The sequence below is a fragment of the Nonomuraea sp. ZG12 genome (assembly GCF_052068115.1).
GTDB lineage: Bacteria > Actinomycetota > Actinomycetes > Streptosporangiales > Streptosporangiaceae > Nonomuraea.
Window position 1 is genome coordinate 1 of record NZ_JBQHCW010000038.1, and the last position, 17,868, is coordinate 17,868.

At 62.0% G+C, this 17,868-nt stretch carries 15 protein-coding genes and 1 pseudogene; 5 read left to right on the plus strand and 11 right to left on the minus strand.

The window, feature by feature from the left end; genetic code table 11:
- Nucleotides 1–279 precede the first annotated feature (279 nt).
- From ACTMTF_RS45965 to ACTMTF_RS45985, 5 genes are read right to left on the minus strand one after another with little or no spacing between them, the layout of a single operon-like run.
- Nucleotides 280–1,077, minus strand: coding sequence for a DUF6339 family protein (locus ACTMTF_RS45965; RefSeq protein WP_441116403.1), 798 nt, complete (start codon nt 1,075–1,077; stop codon nt 280–282).
- On the minus strand, nt 1,074–1,988 hold the full coding sequence (locus ACTMTF_RS45970) for a hypothetical protein (RefSeq protein ID WP_441116404.1): 915 nt from the start codon (nt 1,986–1,988) through the stop codon (nt 1,074–1,076). The genes ACTMTF_RS45965 and ACTMTF_RS45970 overlap by 4 nt, the downstream gene beginning before the upstream one ends.
- Nucleotides 1,975–3,834 carry a hypothetical protein gene (locus ACTMTF_RS45975; RefSeq protein WP_441116405.1) on the minus strand — a complete coding sequence of 620 codons (1,860 nt, stop codon included), beginning with the start codon at nt 3,832–3,834 and terminating at the stop codon, nt 1,975–1,977. Before ACTMTF_RS45975 ends, ACTMTF_RS45970 begins: the two co-directional genes overlap by 14 nt.
- Nucleotides 3,819–4,832, minus strand: a complete 1,014-nt coding sequence (locus ACTMTF_RS45980; protein WP_441116406.1) for a PD-(D/E)XK motif protein — start codon at nt 4,830–4,832, stop codon at nt 3,819–3,821. The genes ACTMTF_RS45975 and ACTMTF_RS45980 overlap by 16 nt, the downstream gene beginning before the upstream one ends.
- Nucleotides 4,829–7,411: a Z1 domain-containing protein gene (locus ACTMTF_RS45985; RefSeq protein WP_441116407.1), complete on the minus strand. Its 2,583-nt coding sequence runs from the start codon at nt 7,409–7,411 to the stop codon at nt 4,829–4,831. Before ACTMTF_RS45985 ends, ACTMTF_RS45980 begins: the two co-directional genes overlap by 4 nt.
- A gap of 224 nt (nt 7,412–7,635) precedes the next feature.
- Here ACTMTF_RS45985 and ACTMTF_RS45990 point away from each other — a divergent pair.
- Nucleotides 7,636–7,929, plus strand: a pseudogene (locus ACTMTF_RS45990) (transposase); the annotation flags it as partial.
- Between the two features lie 1,027 nt (nt 7,930–8,956).
- Here the strand turns inward: ACTMTF_RS45990 and ACTMTF_RS45995 are convergent.
- A complete protein-coding gene (locus tag ACTMTF_RS45995) occupies nt 8,957–11,032 on the minus strand; it encodes an AAA family ATPase (protein WP_441116408.1) in 2,076 nt (691 codons plus the stop codon).
- Nucleotides 11,033–11,092: 60 nt separating this feature from the next.
- Nucleotides 11,093–12,289, minus strand: a complete 1,197-nt coding sequence (locus ACTMTF_RS46000; RefSeq protein WP_441116409.1) for a DNA cytosine methyltransferase — start codon at nt 12,287–12,289, stop codon at nt 11,093–11,095.
- A 258-nt stretch (nt 12,290–12,547) separates the two neighbouring features.
- On the opposite strand from ACTMTF_RS46000, the gene ACTMTF_RS46005 reads away from it, so the two are divergent.
- Nucleotides 12,548–12,988, plus strand: a complete 441-nt coding sequence (locus ACTMTF_RS46005) for a GNAT family N-acetyltransferase (RefSeq protein ID WP_441116410.1) — start codon at nt 12,548–12,550, stop codon at nt 12,986–12,988.
- A gap of 48 nt (nt 12,989–13,036) precedes the next feature.
- On the opposite strand, the gene ACTMTF_RS46010 is transcribed toward ACTMTF_RS46005, so the two are convergent.
- Complete coding sequence (locus ACTMTF_RS46010; protein WP_441116411.1) at nt 13,037–13,774, minus strand: XRE family transcriptional regulator; 738 nt, start codon at nt 13,772–13,774, stop codon at nt 13,037–13,039.
- 155 nt (nt 13,775–13,929) lie between these two features.
- Here ACTMTF_RS46010 and ACTMTF_RS46015 point away from each other — a divergent pair, with 155 nt between their 5' ends.
- The 3 genes from ACTMTF_RS46015 to ACTMTF_RS46025 all read left to right on the plus strand — a co-directional run bounded on the left by ACTMTF_RS46015 (nt 13,930) and on the right by ACTMTF_RS46025 (nt 15,373).
- Entirely contained in the window at nt 13,930–14,283 is a 354-nt protein-coding gene (locus ACTMTF_RS46015; RefSeq protein WP_441116412.1) for a hypothetical protein, read from the plus strand.
- 4 nt (nt 14,284–14,287) lie between these two features.
- Entirely contained in the window at nt 14,288–14,740 is a 453-nt protein-coding gene (locus tag ACTMTF_RS46020; RefSeq protein ID WP_441116413.1) for a GntR family transcriptional regulator, read from the plus strand.
- Between the two features lie 66 nt (nt 14,741–14,806).
- Nucleotides 14,807–15,373 (plus strand): HD domain-containing protein, encoded by a 567-nt coding sequence (locus ACTMTF_RS46025; RefSeq protein ID WP_441116414.1) that lies wholly within the window; start codon nt 14,807–14,809, stop codon nt 15,371–15,373.
- A gap of 150 nt (nt 15,374–15,523) precedes the next feature.
- Here ACTMTF_RS46025 and ACTMTF_RS46030 read toward each other — a convergent pair whose 3' ends face one another.
- From ACTMTF_RS46030 to ACTMTF_RS46040, 3 genes are all read right to left on the minus strand, one after another.
- The gene (locus ACTMTF_RS46030) at nt 15,524–16,417 is read right to left on the minus strand and encodes a permease-like cell division protein FtsX (RefSeq protein ID WP_441116415.1); all 894 of its coding nucleotides are present in this window, start codon (nt 16,415–16,417) and stop codon (nt 15,524–15,526) included.
- A 149-nt stretch (nt 16,418–16,566) separates the two neighbouring features.
- On the minus strand, nt 16,567–17,043 hold the full coding sequence (locus ACTMTF_RS46035) for an NUDIX hydrolase (protein WP_441116416.1): 477 nt from the start codon (nt 17,041–17,043) through the stop codon (nt 16,567–16,569).
- Entirely contained in the window at nt 17,043–17,783 is a 741-nt protein-coding gene (locus tag ACTMTF_RS46040; protein ID WP_441116417.1) for a helix-turn-helix domain-containing protein, read from the minus strand. Before ACTMTF_RS46040 ends, ACTMTF_RS46035 begins: the two co-directional genes overlap by 1 nt.
- Between the last annotated feature and the right edge of the window lie 85 nt (nt 17,784–17,868).

Sequence of the window (17,868 nt, forward strand, 5' to 3'; positions counted from 1 at the left end):
GGGAGGGTAGGGGGACGGACGTGCCATGACTCGATCCTCTCAAGGAATCAAGTCTCCATCAGACCCGGCGCGGTTCAGACTCCAGAGTCGTCCAGGATCGTTCAAGGGTGTTGTTAGCGTCTGCGTTAGCAAGATCGTGACAGTCCAGAGTGGTTGTCGGACCCGGCGGCTACTCTCCAGCGCATGGCAGCGGCTATTCAGCGAGCACAGCGTGCGGGGAGGCCCCGACAATCTTGCGCGGCCGAGGGATCCACCGGAGATGGGCGCGGCAGGTACGTCTTACGGATCCGAGGTAGCACCTCGGTTCTGCCGCATAATCTCGTCCTCCAGCGCCTCGATGGACTCGATCAAAAGTGCATGTATCCTCCGCTGAATCACGGCCTCGTCGAGAGACGCAAAGGAGGTGAAGGGCAGGAGTCTCCGCAGCCGTTTGGTCACGTCTCGCACCACAGCACGCCGTGGCACCGATGTCTGCTCGATGCTTGGTCCGGAAAGTTCGCGTGCTAAGGCTTGGGCCAAGGGCGGTGTCCCGCCGATGGACCGTCGTTCGAAGATCTGGTTGAGATCAGATTCAGAGAGGCGATCGAGCAGGGAGTAGTCGGTACTACTCCCATCCGCAACCTGGAGAACGTGCGCCTGCCACCACAAGCGGGCGAAGGCATGGCGTACTAGGCCCGTGCCGATCCAGCGTTCGAGGGTACGAGTGCCACCAAATCGCCAGGTCACGATATCGGGCAGGAGGCAGGCGGCAAGATGGGTCCACACATCCGGTTGGCCCGCCTCGGCTGGCACGATGTCCATCGTCGTGTGCAAGACCTTGGCAGACTCGCGGTCAAACGCGATCTTGTTGTGGTGGGTGGGCGGCCGGGGGTGACCCGCGCGGTGCGCGCAATCGCGTAGGGCCTCAGTGAGACGCTGGAGGCGGGCGGGGCTCACCGGGGCGCCGCCGGTTGTTCCATAAAAGGCCACTGCGGACGGGCCCGCCTGACGCTTGATGTCCTCCAATGGCAGGTTCTCGTATCGAGCCAGGAGCCTCTTCGCCTCGGCGGTGGTAATCCGCGGATACAGGAGTGTCACATGCTTCCCTGACGAGCGCGGCGCAGGGCCCCCTGCAAGGCCGCTGCGAACACGGATGGTTCGGCATCGCGGCGGGTCGCAACGGCTGTCAAGGACTCTCCTCGGAACAGATTCGACACCAAGACCACCAGGCTCTCGGCAAGGCTTCCGGGCTCGCCAGCGGCTTCTATTACTCCGTCGCGCCAGCTTGGGCGCAGAGCTGCCTCTACTAGTTGACGGGCGATGTCGTCGTACATCGCCTCAAGCAGCAGACCCTGTGCGAGGGTTGGCGTCGACGCCCTGGTGGCCGCAGTGACGAGTTCGGTGTCTGCCTTGTTCAGATAGAGCCGGACGCCGCCAGCGGCGGGAACAGCCGGGTCTTCGGGCATATCGACGGCCCATCGGGCATCGGCGTCGAAGCCGTACAACGAGAAGTCGATCACTGAGACGGGGAACCTAGACGCATTGCCTTCCAAACGGACTTCAAATATGTCCTCGCATAGGATTTCCCCGGCGTGACAGGGGGTGAAGCACTTTCGCTCGTTCGTGTAGGGCACATCGTCAGTGAGCATGAGACGAGTCTTGAGCACGAGCGTGCCCCCAAGGTCCGTGCCCGACAGCTGAATTTCCACGATCAGTTCGGTGTCCTCAACCACCGGGCATCGAAACGCCGAACCGGCGTACTGCGCAGCGGAGGAGTACCAATCGACGACCAAGGCGAGCGGGATATCAGGGGGTAGTCGACAGTCGGTCAGGGCCTGGCGATAGTCTACGGTCACCTGGCGGTGGAGGGCGAGGTCGGCTTGCGAGTCCCAGTCCGGCAGAAGTAAGGGCAGCGGTCGTGTTCCCTCATCATTGCTTAGCTCCCAGGGGCTCGTCTTGAGAACGTGTGCCGCGGGACGGATGAAAGGCATGACATCACGAGCCATCATTCACCTCGCCCTGTGCATACTCTCCACTGATCCGTATACGAGTGGCGGTGCCAACGACGGGACGGACCACCACTCTCCAGCCGCGACGATCATTGGCTTTTAGGGTGAGCACAGCGCCGCCGTGTGTCTCACTACCGTCCCCAGCCAGGTAGTACAGGACCTCCGGGATACTCGAGCCTGCTGGTGGCTCGGTCTCGCTGCCAGTGTCGAGCGCCACAAAGGCTGTCGCGGTAACCCGAATGGTGGAGGTCGTGGCAGCCACTGCAATGTCTGTGACGACGTAGAAATCGCCATCCATTTCGACAAGTTGGGAGGTGTGTGTACGCACCAGGGCATCTCCGTTCCCGCCACCTCCACCGTTCGACCCACTGGAGGAGGGGTCCGCGCCTTGACCGGAGCCGGTGGGCAGCAGTGAGGAAAAGCGGTTGGACAAGGCACCCAGTGGCGGCTGCCGATCGGCGTCCACGGATCTCTGAGAATCGGCATGGACGTAGTCGCGCATGCGGTTGTCGACCGTGCGCAGAGCCGACTGCACGAGCTTCCTCCCGGCCGGATCCTCCATGTTCTTATGCACCCAGGCATCGTGGGTGGGGGGCTCCGCGGAGGCGAAGACATCGTCGACGCCGACATCGGTCTGGAAGATCGCTCCGTACGATATGTCGTTGTCTAGGATCCGAGGTCCAGGGCGATACTGCACAACTAGGCCGGCCTGCCGCATTAGGGCGCAGTGGTGCATGGACCCGTCGGCGGGTGCAGCGATGTCCGTCCAGTGCGTACGTACCGGGGTCATGAAAGCCTCAAGAGCGAAGCGACCCAACGTGACCGTGGGGTTTCTGCTGCGAAGACTTTCGCCGTCTGTGCGCGCGGTGCGGTAGGCCCGGACGAATGGTTGCAACCGGGGGACGCTCTCAGCACGCGGCAGGTCCAGCTCGTGGCCGTCGACGGCGACTCGGCAGCGCATCCGGCCACCGCTCTCCGAGACGTCGATCATGACGGGCCATAGCTCCCAAAGCATGGCAGAGCCGATGAAGTTTGCGGCGTCCGCCAGCGTGCGGGGGCGCTCGGGCTCTTCGGGTTCCATCGGAGGGTTCGACCCGAGCGTGGCGCCTAGGATCACAATGTCCGTTCCAAGCTCGTTGGGGCCGCGCGTAGGCAAGCCCAAGGTCTCGGCGACTGCGTCTGCCTCATCGTCAATCAACGGGTCCGGGATACCGTCGATCGCGGTCCGCCCCCACCAGTGCCGACCGGTATACAGCCTGCCATCATGGTCAAAACTAGCGCCCAGCGCCGGAACGATCAGCCGCGTTTGCACCCGTCCCTGCCACAGGCATCGGGTGCGTACCAAAATTGTGCCAGCCGCACTGGTCGTGAACAGCACGCCCTTGCCGAAGCCGTACGTCCCTCCGCTGTGCGCCCGGCGGCTGGGCCGGCCGATGTCGCGGACCAAGCCCACAAAGTCCGCGCTGCCCTCATGCACGTAGTCGCCGCGGAGAGGGCCCCCTAACCCGCCTGTACCACGGTCACTGATGGTGAGCACAACGGCGTCCGGATCGTGCAGCACCGCACTGAGTCCTAGTGACTTGTCGTCGCAGAACGCTGGCAGGAGCGCATCTCTCCAGGGCGCCATGCCGGAGATGCCAGGTCGTGTGAGCCCGATATCGAAGCCGACCTCGGCAACCGAGTCGAGGCGGGCATCCCACGTGTTCTGGGCTGCTTCTCGCACCAGAACACGCAGGGGGTCCATGTCGGGGCGACCGAGCTGCTTGCGGATCCCCTCTGCTGCGGATGCGCCTTCCGGTGCAGAGGGCTGGGGCCACCATGCCGGGCCGCTCATTGTGCCGGCCATCCCTTGAGCCGAGTCACGAGCAGAGAGTGAGCGAGGGCGTCGGGCAACTGACCGGACACATCCAGGGTGTAGTTCACCCGCTCGACGCCAGCGGGCAAGCCGCAAGCAAGAGACGCGTGGGTCAGGGCGGGGAAGTCGGCATCGACGGCGAGGCCAAGTAGCTGGGGAGTCGCGTAGCGCGGAGTTGCGTACATCTCCGCGTCCACCGCACTGTATCCGGCCTTGGCCAGTTGCTCGATAACCCCTCGAGCGTCGCTGGCGGCTGCCACTACGCGCTCTGCGAGCTCGGGCAGAGATGTGCCCAAAGCCTCCTCGGCCAGGCGCACCAGAATCAGTGTCAGATGGCCGTCCGACGGCGGCGCCAACTGCTCAAGTCCGTGGATCTCCACTTGGGATCCGCTACGGCCCACCGTCTTGACCTCCAGGTTCCACCCCGGCAGACGAAAATCGTGCGGTTCCCTGTCAGGGCCGGTCCACACCCGAGCGGGACGCAGGAACTCGTCTCCGTTGAGTAAGTACTGCAAAATGGTCAATTCACCAAAAAGGCCGCGTTGTTCGGACGTGCTAAGACGACCGCCCCGGCTCCGGAACATCTCACGCCAGGCCTCAAGAACATGCTGGCATGTCCGTGATGGATGGTTCCCGTCCTCAGCAAGGCGCTCCAAGATCTCGCTCACCACATCGTCAAAGAGATCCCCGAGGTCTTGCCGATGACAGACGAGGTCCGCATATTGGCGCAGACGACCTTCGACCACAAGGCTGTCCCGCTTCAAGCGCACATGGGCCGAGCGCAGATCCTCCTGGATCTCCTCGCCCCTGGCGGCTGGAAGTAAAAGATGTCGATCCCCGCGTGCGTCGAGTCCTATCTGGACCTCGCCCGAGGGCAGCGCAAGGCCAATGGGCGCCATCGTCGTATGCTCGCTGGCTGGCCGTCGCGCAGCCAAAACCGGCCACGTTCGACGCAGTTCGCGCCGCCAATTCCTGTCAGGCGTGCTCATGCGTCCGCCTCGTCGTCGTCCAAGGCGCTCGCAACGTCGGCGTATTCCGCTGGGTCGATCGCTTCGTTGCTAATGTCCACCTGCACGTACTTGTTGATGACCTTGTCCTTCGAATTGCCGGGGAAGACGAACGCAGCGGCGATGACGTGCTCGGCTGCGTCTAGGGGCCGACGCGTGTCCTCGTTGGCCGGGTCCGGCGGGGAGTCCTTGGCGATCGGGTAGACCAACAGTAGACCTCGGTCCTGGAAGTCCGGGTGGTCGTTGCGCAACGCGACCAGGCCCTCTTCGGTCTTGCGTCGTGCCTCAGCCGAAGGGAGGTTCATATCGATAACACGGTGTTCCTTAGACATCAGACTTTTGATGTCAGCCTTGTCGCCGCCACTATCCTTCAGCTTGGAGCGAGAGATCGTGCCGACCACCACTCGCTCGTCGAACTCCACGATTTGCCTCGCCCCTGACGTTTGGCCGCCCATGACGGCGACGGTCCACTCGAGCAGGCTTTGCGGCGATCGACGGTTCTCCTTCTCGATGTAGGCAGAGATCAGGCGCGGATCAAGATCCGGGGATTCCTTGTGCACCTGGTAATTTTGAAGGAACCGCAGGACGTGGCGTACGTCGACGTCACGGAGCAGCACCTCGCCGTTGCCGTGATCATCCAAGGCTGCGCCGTCTCTAAGCGCCTCGCTGATCAGATCTTGAGCTGCTTGCAGATTCTGCCCTAGCCAATCCGGGTCAGTCTCCCGGAAGTAGCGGGTCTGCACACGGCGGCCGCCGTACGAGGCGTAGGCCGTTTTGGCACGGCCCATCTTCGCCGTCACGTTCAGAACGGGGTGCGTACGGATGCGCACGCCTACCTCGCTTGGCGGAATGTCCTGCTCCTCGTAACGCCTGATGTCGAGACGAATCTCGTGCTCGACTGTCGCCAAGTGCCGGAAGTGCTCCTCAAGTTGCTTCGTCATCCAGATGCGCGGCAGGTCTTCGTATCCCTGGCGGAACCCAAACCAGCGGCCCATTTGTAGGAGCGTGTCGTAGGTCCGCGCTGAGCGGACGAAGAAGCTCACCACTAGGCCCTCTAGAGTCAACCCCCGCGACAGAGTGTTACCTCCGACGGCAATGGCGACTACCGGCTCGTCCCTGGAGTATTTCAACCGGTCGCGGCTGCGGTGGTTGTCGAGGACTATCCGGGTCTCCGCCACGACGTTCGGCAGGTGCTTGAGCAGGTCGTCGAAAGGGACGAAGCGGTTGCCGAACTGGGCGGCCGGCACCTTGCGGGTCTCTTTCTCCCACTGCTTGCGCAGCTGGGCGTACACCTCATCTTCCGATGAGTTCAGGGCGGCAACCATGGCGGTGCGCATCCGCTCCAATGGGTCGCGGTATGCCTCGTGCACTGCCGTCTGCATGCTCGGATGGATGAGCATTGTCGAATGGTCGTGGTCGCCGCGGCAGCGTCGGGCCGCTGTAGCGAGCCAGAAGTACCTCACCGCTTCGACCAGTTCGACTGTCATGAATGGGGCAAAGCCGTGGCTAGCGGCACGACCGCTTGGCCGAAGGCGGTTCACCGTGTTGTCGGGGACGCGACGAACCATGTCGTGGCCATCGAGATCGCTGCCTGAAGCCTCGCCCTCCACCGCCTCTCGCCCGAAAATCTTTTCGGCACCGAAGTACCCATCGGGCTGCGGCAGACTCAAGATGAACGTCTCTGGATACAGATCGCCAGCTCTCGGGTCGATGAGTACGTTGGCAAACGGGGTGGCGGTGTACCCGAGGTATGTTCGCTTCTCGAAGAGGTCGATCAGTTGTCGGATTTGTGGGTTGATAGTCGCCGTATCGACGCTAGCCTGGTCAGCCTCATCGTCGATGATCAGTACTGGCAGATCCGCGAAGCTGCCAGCTTGGACCGCTGGTCGCAACCATTCGATGAGCTTGTGGAGCCGCTTGTGGTTCTTCTTCACCACACACAGGGTCACGCCGGTGCCGCTCTGATGAAGATATGCGGCGGCCTTGGAATTTTGGTCCTCAAAGTCCGAGTCTGCGGACGTCAGCGGGAACCACCCATCGTCCTTGCGGGCCAACAACTGCTCGTCTAGACGTTCTTGCGTCTGCCGGCGCAGACCGTTGTGGATGCCGGAAAGTACAATGATCAGCCGGTACCCGACGTCGGCGGCCTTGGCGATCACCGCCGTGTAGTTCGTCGTCTTGCCGGACTGCACATGGCCGACGACCAGGCCCTTCGTCAAAAACGTCGCGTGGGAAGGGTCGTTGGTATACGCAATGATCTTCGACGAGGCCCCGTCCAGTATCTCTAGGCGGTCGGAAGGCCAGCGGTCCTGAAGCAGGAACTCTGCGTACGGTACCCAATACGGATCGTCCGACAGTGGCCCGGGGTACCAGGGCTTCATCCCCGGGGCGGCAAGGATTTTCGGTGGATAGCCTACTTTTACGCTCTCCGCGCGCCGCTGGAACTCGCGGACGTAGCCGTCGATCTCTTCCGCGCCGAACCGCTGCTGGAATTTGAGGACCGCTTGCTCTAGACCATTGCGTTGCGCTTGAGCTGCAAACACCTCGAAGAAGTCATCCACGCTTACGACTGTAGAACAGCCCGCTGAGATGCGGGGCTAATCGGCGCCTCTCCCACTTCGCGGAGCTGTCGCGGTTCGGTAGACGTGTTTGGGCATGCGGCAACGCACCGGCATAGCCCTTATCCGTCGTGCTCTTGAGTGAGGTGCTCTGAAGATTCCGGACAGTCGGCTACATAAGATGACAAAAGTCTGGAAGAGATAGGGACGGGACGAGGCGTCGCAGGCAGTTCTCACCCGAGTTCAATGAAGAGGCCGTCCGCCTGGTGCTAGAGGGCGAGCAGACGGTCGCGTCTATGGCCCGGAAGTTCGGGATCGATGCCAGCACCTTGGGCAGTTTGGGTGAACCGGCATCGGTTCGTGCACGGTCCAGGCGAGCAGCCCGTCTCCGGGCTCGACCGGACGCGGATCCGAGAGCTGGAGCGGGAGCGGGAGAACGCGGAACTGCGCGAGACCTACGGCTACCGGCGGGTGCAAGTGGCGCGGCGAGTATTGCTCGGCTGTACTGGTCCGTGCGCTGATGCACGAGCTGGGTCTGGTCCCGGCGCAGGCCCGCGCTCCACAGCGAAAGTCAAATACGGCGGCTTAATGAGTAGTGACTTGTTAGAGATTAGCGGCATAAAATAATAAAATAGGAAGTGGGTGTAAATTACTCATCCCAGAATAGTATAGCCGCCCTCTAGGGCTTAAAGTTCCCTGCGCAGTACCAGTCGTTGTCTGCTAGAGCTTGATACATTGCGCCCTTCCAACTGTTTAAATTACTTGCTTGAGCGCTCTTGGCGACCTCGACGAGATGTGCGCGAAAACCAACTTTCCCAACGGCGTCCAGCATGTCCATGTGAAGTTTACTAATACTAGATAGTTCCCTAGCCGCATGGAATGAGTATATCTCGCCTAGTCGGAAAGTATCGAAATGATAATGAACTCGTGCTTTGAATGGCTCCGACCAGCTGGCTGGCGTGGTGACTAGAAAGTCTGCGATAGCAGGGACAACCTCGATTATTCGACAATGGAGCCAGCGGGCGTCAGCTGCGTTCTCAAAATAAGGGTTAAGCGTCTGCTCTATTTCGCTTTTGGGACCCTTGTCATGTTTGACACGATTGCATTCGAAGCATGCTGGAATAAGATTTAGAGGGGCCACCGAGAGGGCGGCGAAGCTACTGCGGGGCAGGTGATGATCTAAAGTATTGACGGGGCGAACTCCACAGAGTGGACACGTACCATTAGGTGCAGCGATTTGTAGTTCGTCATATATCTTGCGACCCGGAGATCCAGCCTGTGCCATCCGTTGTTCATACAGGCCTTTAGCTAGATCTCTCGAAGTAACTGCCAAAGAAACCCCTAGTCCTCCTCGCTCCGGCTGAAAGTCGTGAGGATCTAGAAGGTGAAGAACGCCTTGGTGGGCTGACAACTCGAATCTCTGGACCGCATTCTCGACTGGTCCGGCAGCCTGCAAGAGATTCTCTTTCAGGGTGAAATCTTTGATCCTTTCCAGGCAGGCTAAATACGCGGTTCTTGAGAGAATCGCCGGGTGAGGAAGTGGCCACATCAGCGCGTACCTGCCTGCGGCTTTACGGCTAGCAAGATGCGAAGAATGCCCTGGGCTTCGGCGCCTAGCCTGCCGCCGAATTGCGCCATAGCGTCCTCGAAGGCATCAGCCTCCTGTGCGACTCGACGAAGCTCGGCATGATATCCAGACTGTGTCACTTCTAGGCCGAATACTTCATGGGTCAAGACACCTACATTCTCTCCAAAAGTCTCGATCTGAGGGCGATCGGCCGTAGATAGCTGGCCGCTTCTCCGTAGCTTCCAAACGCACTCGCGCGGAACCTCTTGGAGAACCACAGGTGAGTGTGTCGCAATGATCGCCACTCCGTTTCGATCTGTAAGCAGTTCAGAAAGGGCACGCATGAAGGCGGCGAGTAGCGGCGGATGCAGATGAGACTCTGGCTCATCGAATAGTACGAGAGAACGTTCTCGTATCTCCTCGACCAGTCGAGTCATAGTAAGTAGGACGATCTTGTGCCCAGAACTTGCTTGCAGAAAGAGACTAGTGAGCTCAGTGTCGACTGGTACGTCCGGGACCCGTTCGGTCGGCTCGTCTTCGTCGTGGTCTACGAGTGGCAGTATTCCGAGGCCGCGGAAGATCGGATCAGTTTCAAGCGCTTGGATCGCCCTTTTCCACCTTGCTCGTAGCGCAGTACTGCTCATGCAGTTATCTACACTTTCAATAAAGTCGTTGGCGAGTTCTGCTATGCCCTTGGGCCCGCTATTGGCTGGCGTGATTGATCCTAGACCAATGTATGAAGCTGGAACTTTTGCTCTATCGAAAGAGAAGAGCGTTTCCGCGACCTCGTCATCTCTGATAGCCGCTATTGAGAGAAATGGATCGAATGCACTGAAGCTCACGAATACTACATTTGCGAATTGTGAATTCGCATCTTGCCGCCTGGAGTCTAGGTCCATAAAGGCGCCTATACTGTTTTCTGCGCGGTCTTCAATGGTTGTTAGCGTAGTCGCCATGTCCTTGAGAAGCGTTGTCTTCCCAACGCCATTGCTTCCGATTAGAACATGCATGTTGGTCGAAGGTTGACTCTGTGCACGAACTTCGAAAGGCAATTGTAGAGCGCTGCCTGATTCTGCTGTGCGGACTGGGCTGATATATTTAAATCGATAATTGGTTAGCCTTGCTCCGCCGCGTGCAATGCGACGGAATTGAACTTCTGCCGTCGACCGGGGGACCTTACGGAAGAGTGATTTCGTTGTCACTTCATGACTGATTGAAATCGCAAATACCTGATCATCAAGTGCGATATCGCGCAATGATGTGAGCACGTGCTCTCGAATGCCGTAACCTGCCAATTTCTCATAATAGCTGTCATCTTGACCCAATGAGAAATATTCTTCTCGCAATTGACCAAAATTAGTAGGAACCGGCGGTCGTCCACGCGTCAGGCCAGCGTGGCCGATCTTGACCAGTCCTATCTCATGCAGGGTTTGGGATGAGTCGCGGTAGTAGAGCTCGAAGGTCGTCCTGAACCCGTGATCTTCCTGAGGCGTTGGCGCGAGCAAAAGCTGTGGAATGCCGTGAGGAGATAGTTGTTCTCCGTCGGCCAGGACGGTGAAGGGTACTGGATCCGAACCTTGGTCCCTGGCCCACGAAAGAGGGGACTGCGTTCCTGTCGGAGAAAGGGTGTCGACCTCGAAAGGGCCGATCTGCTCGCCTAGGCGGTATGCCAATATCCGTGCGCTGCGATTGCGGGCGGGGATCACGCCATAAGTGGGAATCCACGAGGCACTGTGAGCCGCCCGCTGCAAAAGGATTGTCGGCTTTTGTCGCTGCCCAGTGACTTTGTTCTGTGCCCTGCGTATGGCGTCATCCTGGTCGGTGCGCTCGACAAGGAGAACTATGAGGTCCGCGTTGGTTGCACGCCTGGACTGCTCCGTTCGAACGCTTATATTGGCGGCTTTGCTGATGTAAGTGACGTAAACCTGCTCAGGGCCTAGGCCTGCGAGTTCTGCGAGAAGCCGCTCCGCTTCTTGGTACTTCGTATTGCTGGGAGAAGAATGGTCCACTGACTCAAGGATGTTGCTGAGACGCTGCAAGTGTTCCTCGGCTCCCATAGTTGCCAGCGTAGCGGTATTGATCGGCTCATGGCAGCTCTCATGAGAGGGAGGTGAAGGTTATGGTCGTTGGGCTCTTGAGGGCTCTGCACGTGCCATCTGTTCGATGTGTGCTTTGAGCGCCAGGGCGAAGGACTCCGGATAGCGAAGCCGACTCTTCATGAGACGACTATGGAAGCCCATCGTGGCTTTGAGGCTCAGTGGCGCGGCTGTGTCGGCGTCTACTACATCCAATAGGTGCTGGTAGGCATGACGCTCAGGCCAGAGGCTAATGTTGACTGCCCAACGCTCTCCGCTGTTCCCCCATGCTGCAGTCGGCCAGCGTGCACCCTTGGGCAGCGGGGAGGGGGCTTCAGTCATTGCAGTACCGGGTTGCGACAAGCGCCGTCCTACCCACTCCGAGACCCCGACGGTCACGGCGTTGCCGACAAGCTTCCAGCGGAAGCCTGCCCGCCCTCGTAGCCCCGCTGCTTCGGTCCACCCGCGAGGGAAGCCCTGCAGCGCTTCTGCGTCCTCAATCGTTGGAGTGACGATGGCCCGACCGGGAGGAGCGTCATGGATCCAGATGGCCGGCGACGACTGAATACCCAGGCCGGAGCCTCCCTTCAGCGTTGGGATGGCGTCGTGAGCCCAGCCCAGTCCCGTGTTGCCCTCCGTCCAATAGAAGCCGTTCGCGCCTTCCCTGTAGTGATCCTCAGGCAACTCCCCAGCGTCGTCTGCGAATAGAACACCACGGGGATCATCACTTCGAGAAGCCACCAGGATGACTCGTTGGCGCCGTTGCGGTACACCTGTGAACCTTGAGTCAACCAGGCGATAGGCCCAGGTGTACCCCAGGCGCTCGAACTGCGAGACGAGGTACTCCATGGCTGTGCCGCGGTCGAGAGCCAGCATGTTACGAACGTTCTCCACTACAACCCAGCGGGGTGAAGCATCCTCAAGCAGCTCGAAGAGGTGCTTGACCAGGCCAGATGCTGCGCCATGGATGCCCGCTGTGCGGCCAGCTTGAGAAAGATCCGTGCACGGGAAGCCTGCTGTGACGATGTCTGTGATGGGGAGCGCTTTGAGCGTTTGGATGTCATCGTGCAGCTCAACGTCCGGGAAGCGATTCTCTAGGATGGCCTGTGCCGGGTCCCACCACTCACACAGCAGTGTCGTATGCATGCCTGCTGCTTGAAGCCCCAGTTCAAGTCCGCCAATGCCTGCGAACAGGCCAGCAACGGTCAGGGGATTGGTGGAGACGACGTTCCCGAGCATGGCGAGCATCATTGCACGTCGGTCGGACAATAGCCGAAGAGGCCTCTGTTGCGCGTAGGCGGTGCTGGCCGTGACCGGCCGAAGAGCCGCAGCGCGGCCAGCGACCGCCCGACGCGCGGCAGGCCGCCGCAGGTGGGCTGCCCTTGATGACGTGCAGATAAGTTGCTTTCTGATCTTGATGACGTGCAGATAAGTTGCTTTCTGATCTTGGTCTGTGTCCTGGTCTGATCTTCTGATGCGTCGTCGTAGGCTCGCTGCATGGGTGTTGAGATTGAGGTCATCCGGGAGGCGAGTCAGGAACTCGTGGTGGCCTTCGGCCGACTACTGCCACAACTGTCCTCGTCGGCTAAGCCGCTGGACTTTGAAGCGGTCGAACGCATCGTGAGAGGTCATGGCAACACGATCGTGGTCGCTCGTACGGACGATGAGATCGTCGGGACGTTGACCTTGCTGCTGTTCTCCATCCCCTCCGGGATACGTGCCCGGATCGAGGATGTGGTGGTCGACACCGCGGCGCGTGGCCAGGGAGTCGCTGCGAAGCTCACCCGGCACGCTCTACGGCTGGCTCAGGAAGCGGGAGCACGAACCGTCGATCTCACCTCACGCCCGGATCGCGAAGCGGCGAACCGGCTGTACGAACGTCTTGGCTTCCAGGTCAGGGAATCCACGGTCTACCGGTTCGCCGTAGAGGGGCAATAGCACCCGCCCTCTTACCTAGCGGTAGGCCGGTGATGGGACCTATGTCAGTCAAGCCGATCCCTGATGGATGGGCTGAGTGGTGTCCCACACACGCTCGAAGCTGACGATGTAGGCGTCTGCCGGTCCTCGGTCGCCGGTGTGCGATAGGTGCATGACGGGGGCGCTGGCTGCTGATGTGCCGTAGGCGTGGGTGTTGACCAGCAGTTCCCGATCGGCGCGGTAGATGGAGTTGTAGAGCACGGTCCGGTGTAGGCGGATTTCAACGCCTGGGACGTCACGCAGCGACCGGTACAGCGTGAGGGCGTTTCTGGCTCTCGCAGCCATCACCGCAGCCCCGACCCCCTCATCAACGCCACGCGCTGCCACCTGCTCCCCGTCGGGATCACCCAGGAGGATACGCACCGTGACGCTGGCCTTTGCACGGTCGGCCAGGATGTCGAGGATGCCGCGATCCTCGACGAGGAACAACGCGCTGTAGGCCAGGATGCCGATCTCCTGTCGGGCTCCGGCGAACAGGTTGCGCCAGACCGTCTGTGGGATAGCCCAGCGGTGTGGGTAGATCGCTTGCACTCCGTCGGCGAGTGCCTGGTGTCGTGGCGCGAGTTCGGGCCATAGCTCGGCCTCGTCGATGTGAAGCAGGTCGGCTACGGCCCATCGGTGGCGCGGGTAGGGGACGCGTCCTTGGAGCCATCGGCTGACGGTTTTGGGGTCGACGGCCAGGGCGGCGGCGACATCGGTGGTGTTGAGGCGGGCGGCGGCCAGTGCGTAGCGGAGGTTGTCGTTCATGGGGCGGCCTGTTCCTCTCGCGAGTTGACCCTTGTGCTGCGACGTTAACATCAGACGTCCCTAGACGTCCCCAAGTTGTGGTGTTCCCGCCCCCGGCCGTGGGGCGACGCTCGACGCACACAACGACCGGGCACGAATGTCAGGGAGGAACCAGGATGCAGGCGAGCCAGACCGTCAAGGAGCAGCAACGGGCCTACACCGAGCGGCTGCTGACCGCGCTGGGTGACGAGCTGAACGCGCGCGATGTCTCGGCGGTGCTGGTCGGCACCCCGGACGGCCGTCCGGCGCTGGATGTGATCGACAGCCGGTGTCGGATGCGGCGGGTGTTCGTGCACCTGTCGTTCTGCTGGTTCTACTGGGGCGACCAGGACGACGAGCGGGTGTCGTTCCTGAAGATGGCCGGCGCGGTGGACCGGATCGAGCAGGCCGCTGAGGACGGCTGGCATGACGGCGCGCAGGGTGATCTCAAGGTCGACCTGGACAAGATCCTCGACGGTTACCGCGGCTGACCCTGTGACCGGCGGCCGGTGGCTGACGGGCGGTCGGGTCTACCCGCAGATCGCCGCCCGTATCCGTGAGCAGATCGTCTCGGGCGAGTTCGCGCCGGGCGTGGTCCTGCCGTCTGAGGCGGAGCTGTGCCGCCGGTTCGGGGTGGCGCGCAACACGGTACGGCGCGGCCTGGCGCTCCTGGAGGACGAAGGTCTCCTGGTCACTGTCCCGTCCAAGGGCCGCGTGGTGGCTATCGGCAGCGGCGCGGCCCCGTACCGCTACCAGCAGATCGCCGTGAGCTTGCGTGAGCAGATCGACGGCGGCGCCCTGGCCCCTGGTGCCGCGCTGCCGAGTGAGGCTGAGCTACGCCGCCGGTTCTCGGCCTCGCGTAACACGGTGCGCCAGGCCCTCGCTGTGCTGGAACGCGACGGGTTGATCGTGGCTGAGCACGGGCGGGGGCGTTTCGTCCGGGGTTGAGACGTCCTGGGACGTCTCGTCTGCCCTCTGGATTCGCCCCTGCCTGTGCTGCCTATCGTGAACCTCGTGGGACAAGTTGAATGGGCCTACGGGCTGGCCAAGGATCTGCTGGAGACGACGCTGCCCCGGCGCTGGGCACACACCCAGGGAGTCGCCGACCAGGCCGAGACCCTGGCCCCGATCCTCGGCACGGACACCGACGCCCTGATCGCCGCGTGCCTGCTGCATGACATCGGCTACGCCCCGGATCTCGTCGACACCGGCATGCACCAGCTCGACGGCGCCCGTTACCTGCGCGACGTCGCCAAGGCAGATGAGCGGCTGTGCCGCCTGGTGGCCTACCACTCGTGCGCGGACAACGAAGCCCGGCAACGGAACCTGTTCGACGTCCTGGCCAAGGAGTTCGACCAGGAACGGCCCGACCTCGCGCGAGCGCTGACGTACTGCGACATGACCACCAGCCCGGACGGCCGGCACCTGGACGTCCGCGACCGGCTGGCCGAGATCCACTCCCGCTACGGCCCCGAGCACCTGGTCAGCCGTTCGATCACCGACGCCACCCCGTGCATCCTGTCGTCGGTGCGCACGGTGGAGGCCGCGCTATCCGATGTACGGCGAACCGACGTCGGCTAGGTAGTGCTCGATCCGCATGCGCATCGATGCGGCCATCGGCAGTGACACGACCTCGCCGCGCGGTACCCACCGCACCTCAAGGGACTCCGCGCTGACGGCCGGAGCACCGGACACACGACGAAAGAGCCCGTCGGCCCTGTACCACCGCTCTTATGCGCACTTGCCGGCCGGCCAAATATCCGGAAGCCCGTATTCCCAATACAGCCTCACCTCTTTGAGCCAACGCCTCTGGTCGTACGCCTCGCTCACCCCCGGCATCCGCGCCAGCCGCCGGCAAGGGGAGCCCCAGTCGGCCTCGGGCCGCATCGACAGCCGGTACGACTCCGGCATATCAGACAATTTGACGGCCTCGACAAACGCTTCGTTGTCCGCGTACTTTTCGACGAAGTTCCGGTACGCCGTCGCCTGATCTTCGTACTCGTACGATACGAGCCCGGGGGTCCGCTTGATCGCGGCGACGATCGCCTTCTTCTCCTTGACCGTGACCGGCAGCTTGTTCGCCTTTCCCCGTCCACGCAGACAGGCAGGCGTGGCTGTGTCCTTCGCGCACAGAAATACAGAAATATCCGGGCTTTGGGATTCCCTCACAAGAGTGGCATGGTGCTCTGCCTGGTCGGTGGCGGTCCCTACTCCGGGCCGCCGGTTCGCCAAGCGCGTCATCCGGGCGCGGTCGGCCACTCCAGACACCCGCACGCGGAAGGACTCCGGCATGTCCTTGGCCCGCACAGCCGCCAGGACCTTCTTCTGGCCGGCGAACTCCTTGCGGAAGCTCGCGTACGACGCGGCCCGGCTCACGAAGCGCACCTCGGTCACCTCAGGCATGGTCTTCAGAAACGTCTCGACATCCCGCCGCTGCTTCGCCGTGGCGTACCGCTTGTGGCACCCGAACTCGGATGGCGTACAGAGGAAGACCGCGATCTCCGAATTGTCAGTAACAATGAGGTCCGGGTCGGCCGGGTTCGCGATAGCTGACCCGGACAGCCCGGTCATTCCTGATAGCGCCACCACGGCCGCGGCCGTCACCCGCCATAACCAGCTCTTCACTGAACTCCTCGCTCAATGATCAGGGACTCGGAAACCTGGTGCCGACATCAACGCCTCAACCGCAACTCGAAGCGGGTAGACGTTCACCGCCAGCTGTTCCGGACAGTGCATGATCGCATCAATCCCCCGTGGTGTGAACGCCACGGGTTTCAGCCGATGTACGGGATGCCGGCACCGGACAGGTAGTGCTCGATCCGCATACGCATCGAGCGGTCCATCTGGAGCCCGGACACTTGATCCCGAGGCACCCAGCGGACTTCGCGGGACTCGTCGCTGGGTGTCGGTTCGCCGCTGACGGGTCGGGCGGTCAGGACGATGGAGAACTCCTGCCGGGCCTCGCCATTCGAGGTGTAGAGGATGACGTGGCGGGGGTCGCTGTAGGTGCCGGTCAGGCCGGTGATCTCGCAGGTGATGCCGGTCTCTTCCAGCGTTTCGCGTACAGCGGCCTGCGAGATGGACTCGCCCAGGTCGATGGCTCCCCCGGGCACGGCCCAGTTGTCGTTGTCGGTGCGGCGGATCATCAGCAGGTCGCCGGCCTCGTTGGTGACGATGACGTTGACCGACGGGATCAGGCTATTGGGCTCGGGGGCGTCGGGGTCGTCGTAGAAGTCGATCCGTCGTGCCATCAGGATTCCACCGGGATCGCCTGAGCCCATACCTTCTCGAAGCTCTCGGCGTACGTGGCGACCATGTCGCCGCCGGCCACTCGCCGCAGGTGCAGGACCGGTGCGTTGCCGGCGCGGGTGCCGTACACGTGCATGTTGATCAGGAACTCGTCATCGGCGCGGTAGATCGAGTTGTACAGCACCGTGCGGTGCAACCGGATCTCGACGTTGTCCAGGCCGGTGATCGGCCGGTAGAAGACCAGAGCGCTGCGGATCTGCGCGGCCATGCTCTCGCCCACGCCCTCATCGGCTCCGCGCTGCGCCACCTCGGCCGAGTCCGGGTCACCGAGAAGGATGCGCACCTTCACCCCGGCTCGGGCCTTGTCGGCGAACAGCCGCACCATGCCCCCGTCGTCGGCGAGAAACAATCCGCTGAAGGCCAGGACGCCGATCTCTTCTGACGCCGCGCCGAACAGTCGTCCCCAGATGTCCCGTGGCACCGCCCACCGGTGCGGGTGAATGGCGATGATCTCGCTCTGCGAGGCGGAGGTCACCTGTTCGGGGCTGAGCGCGTCCGGCCACAGGTACGCCTCGTCCACCCCCAGGTACGAAGCGGTGGCGAGGCGGTGTTTTCGGTACGGCTCGCGGCTCTTGGTGACCCACCGTTCGACGGTCTTGGGGTCGACTTCGATGGCCTCGGCCAGATCGGCGATGGACACGCCTTTCTGCAGCAGGGCCGCGCGTAGTCGTTCGTTCGCCATCTCACCCGCTTCAAGGGGACGTCCGGGGACCTGGCCATCGTAGGCCGGACGTCTTGAACATGTCCCGTCGTGTAGTGATCTCGTC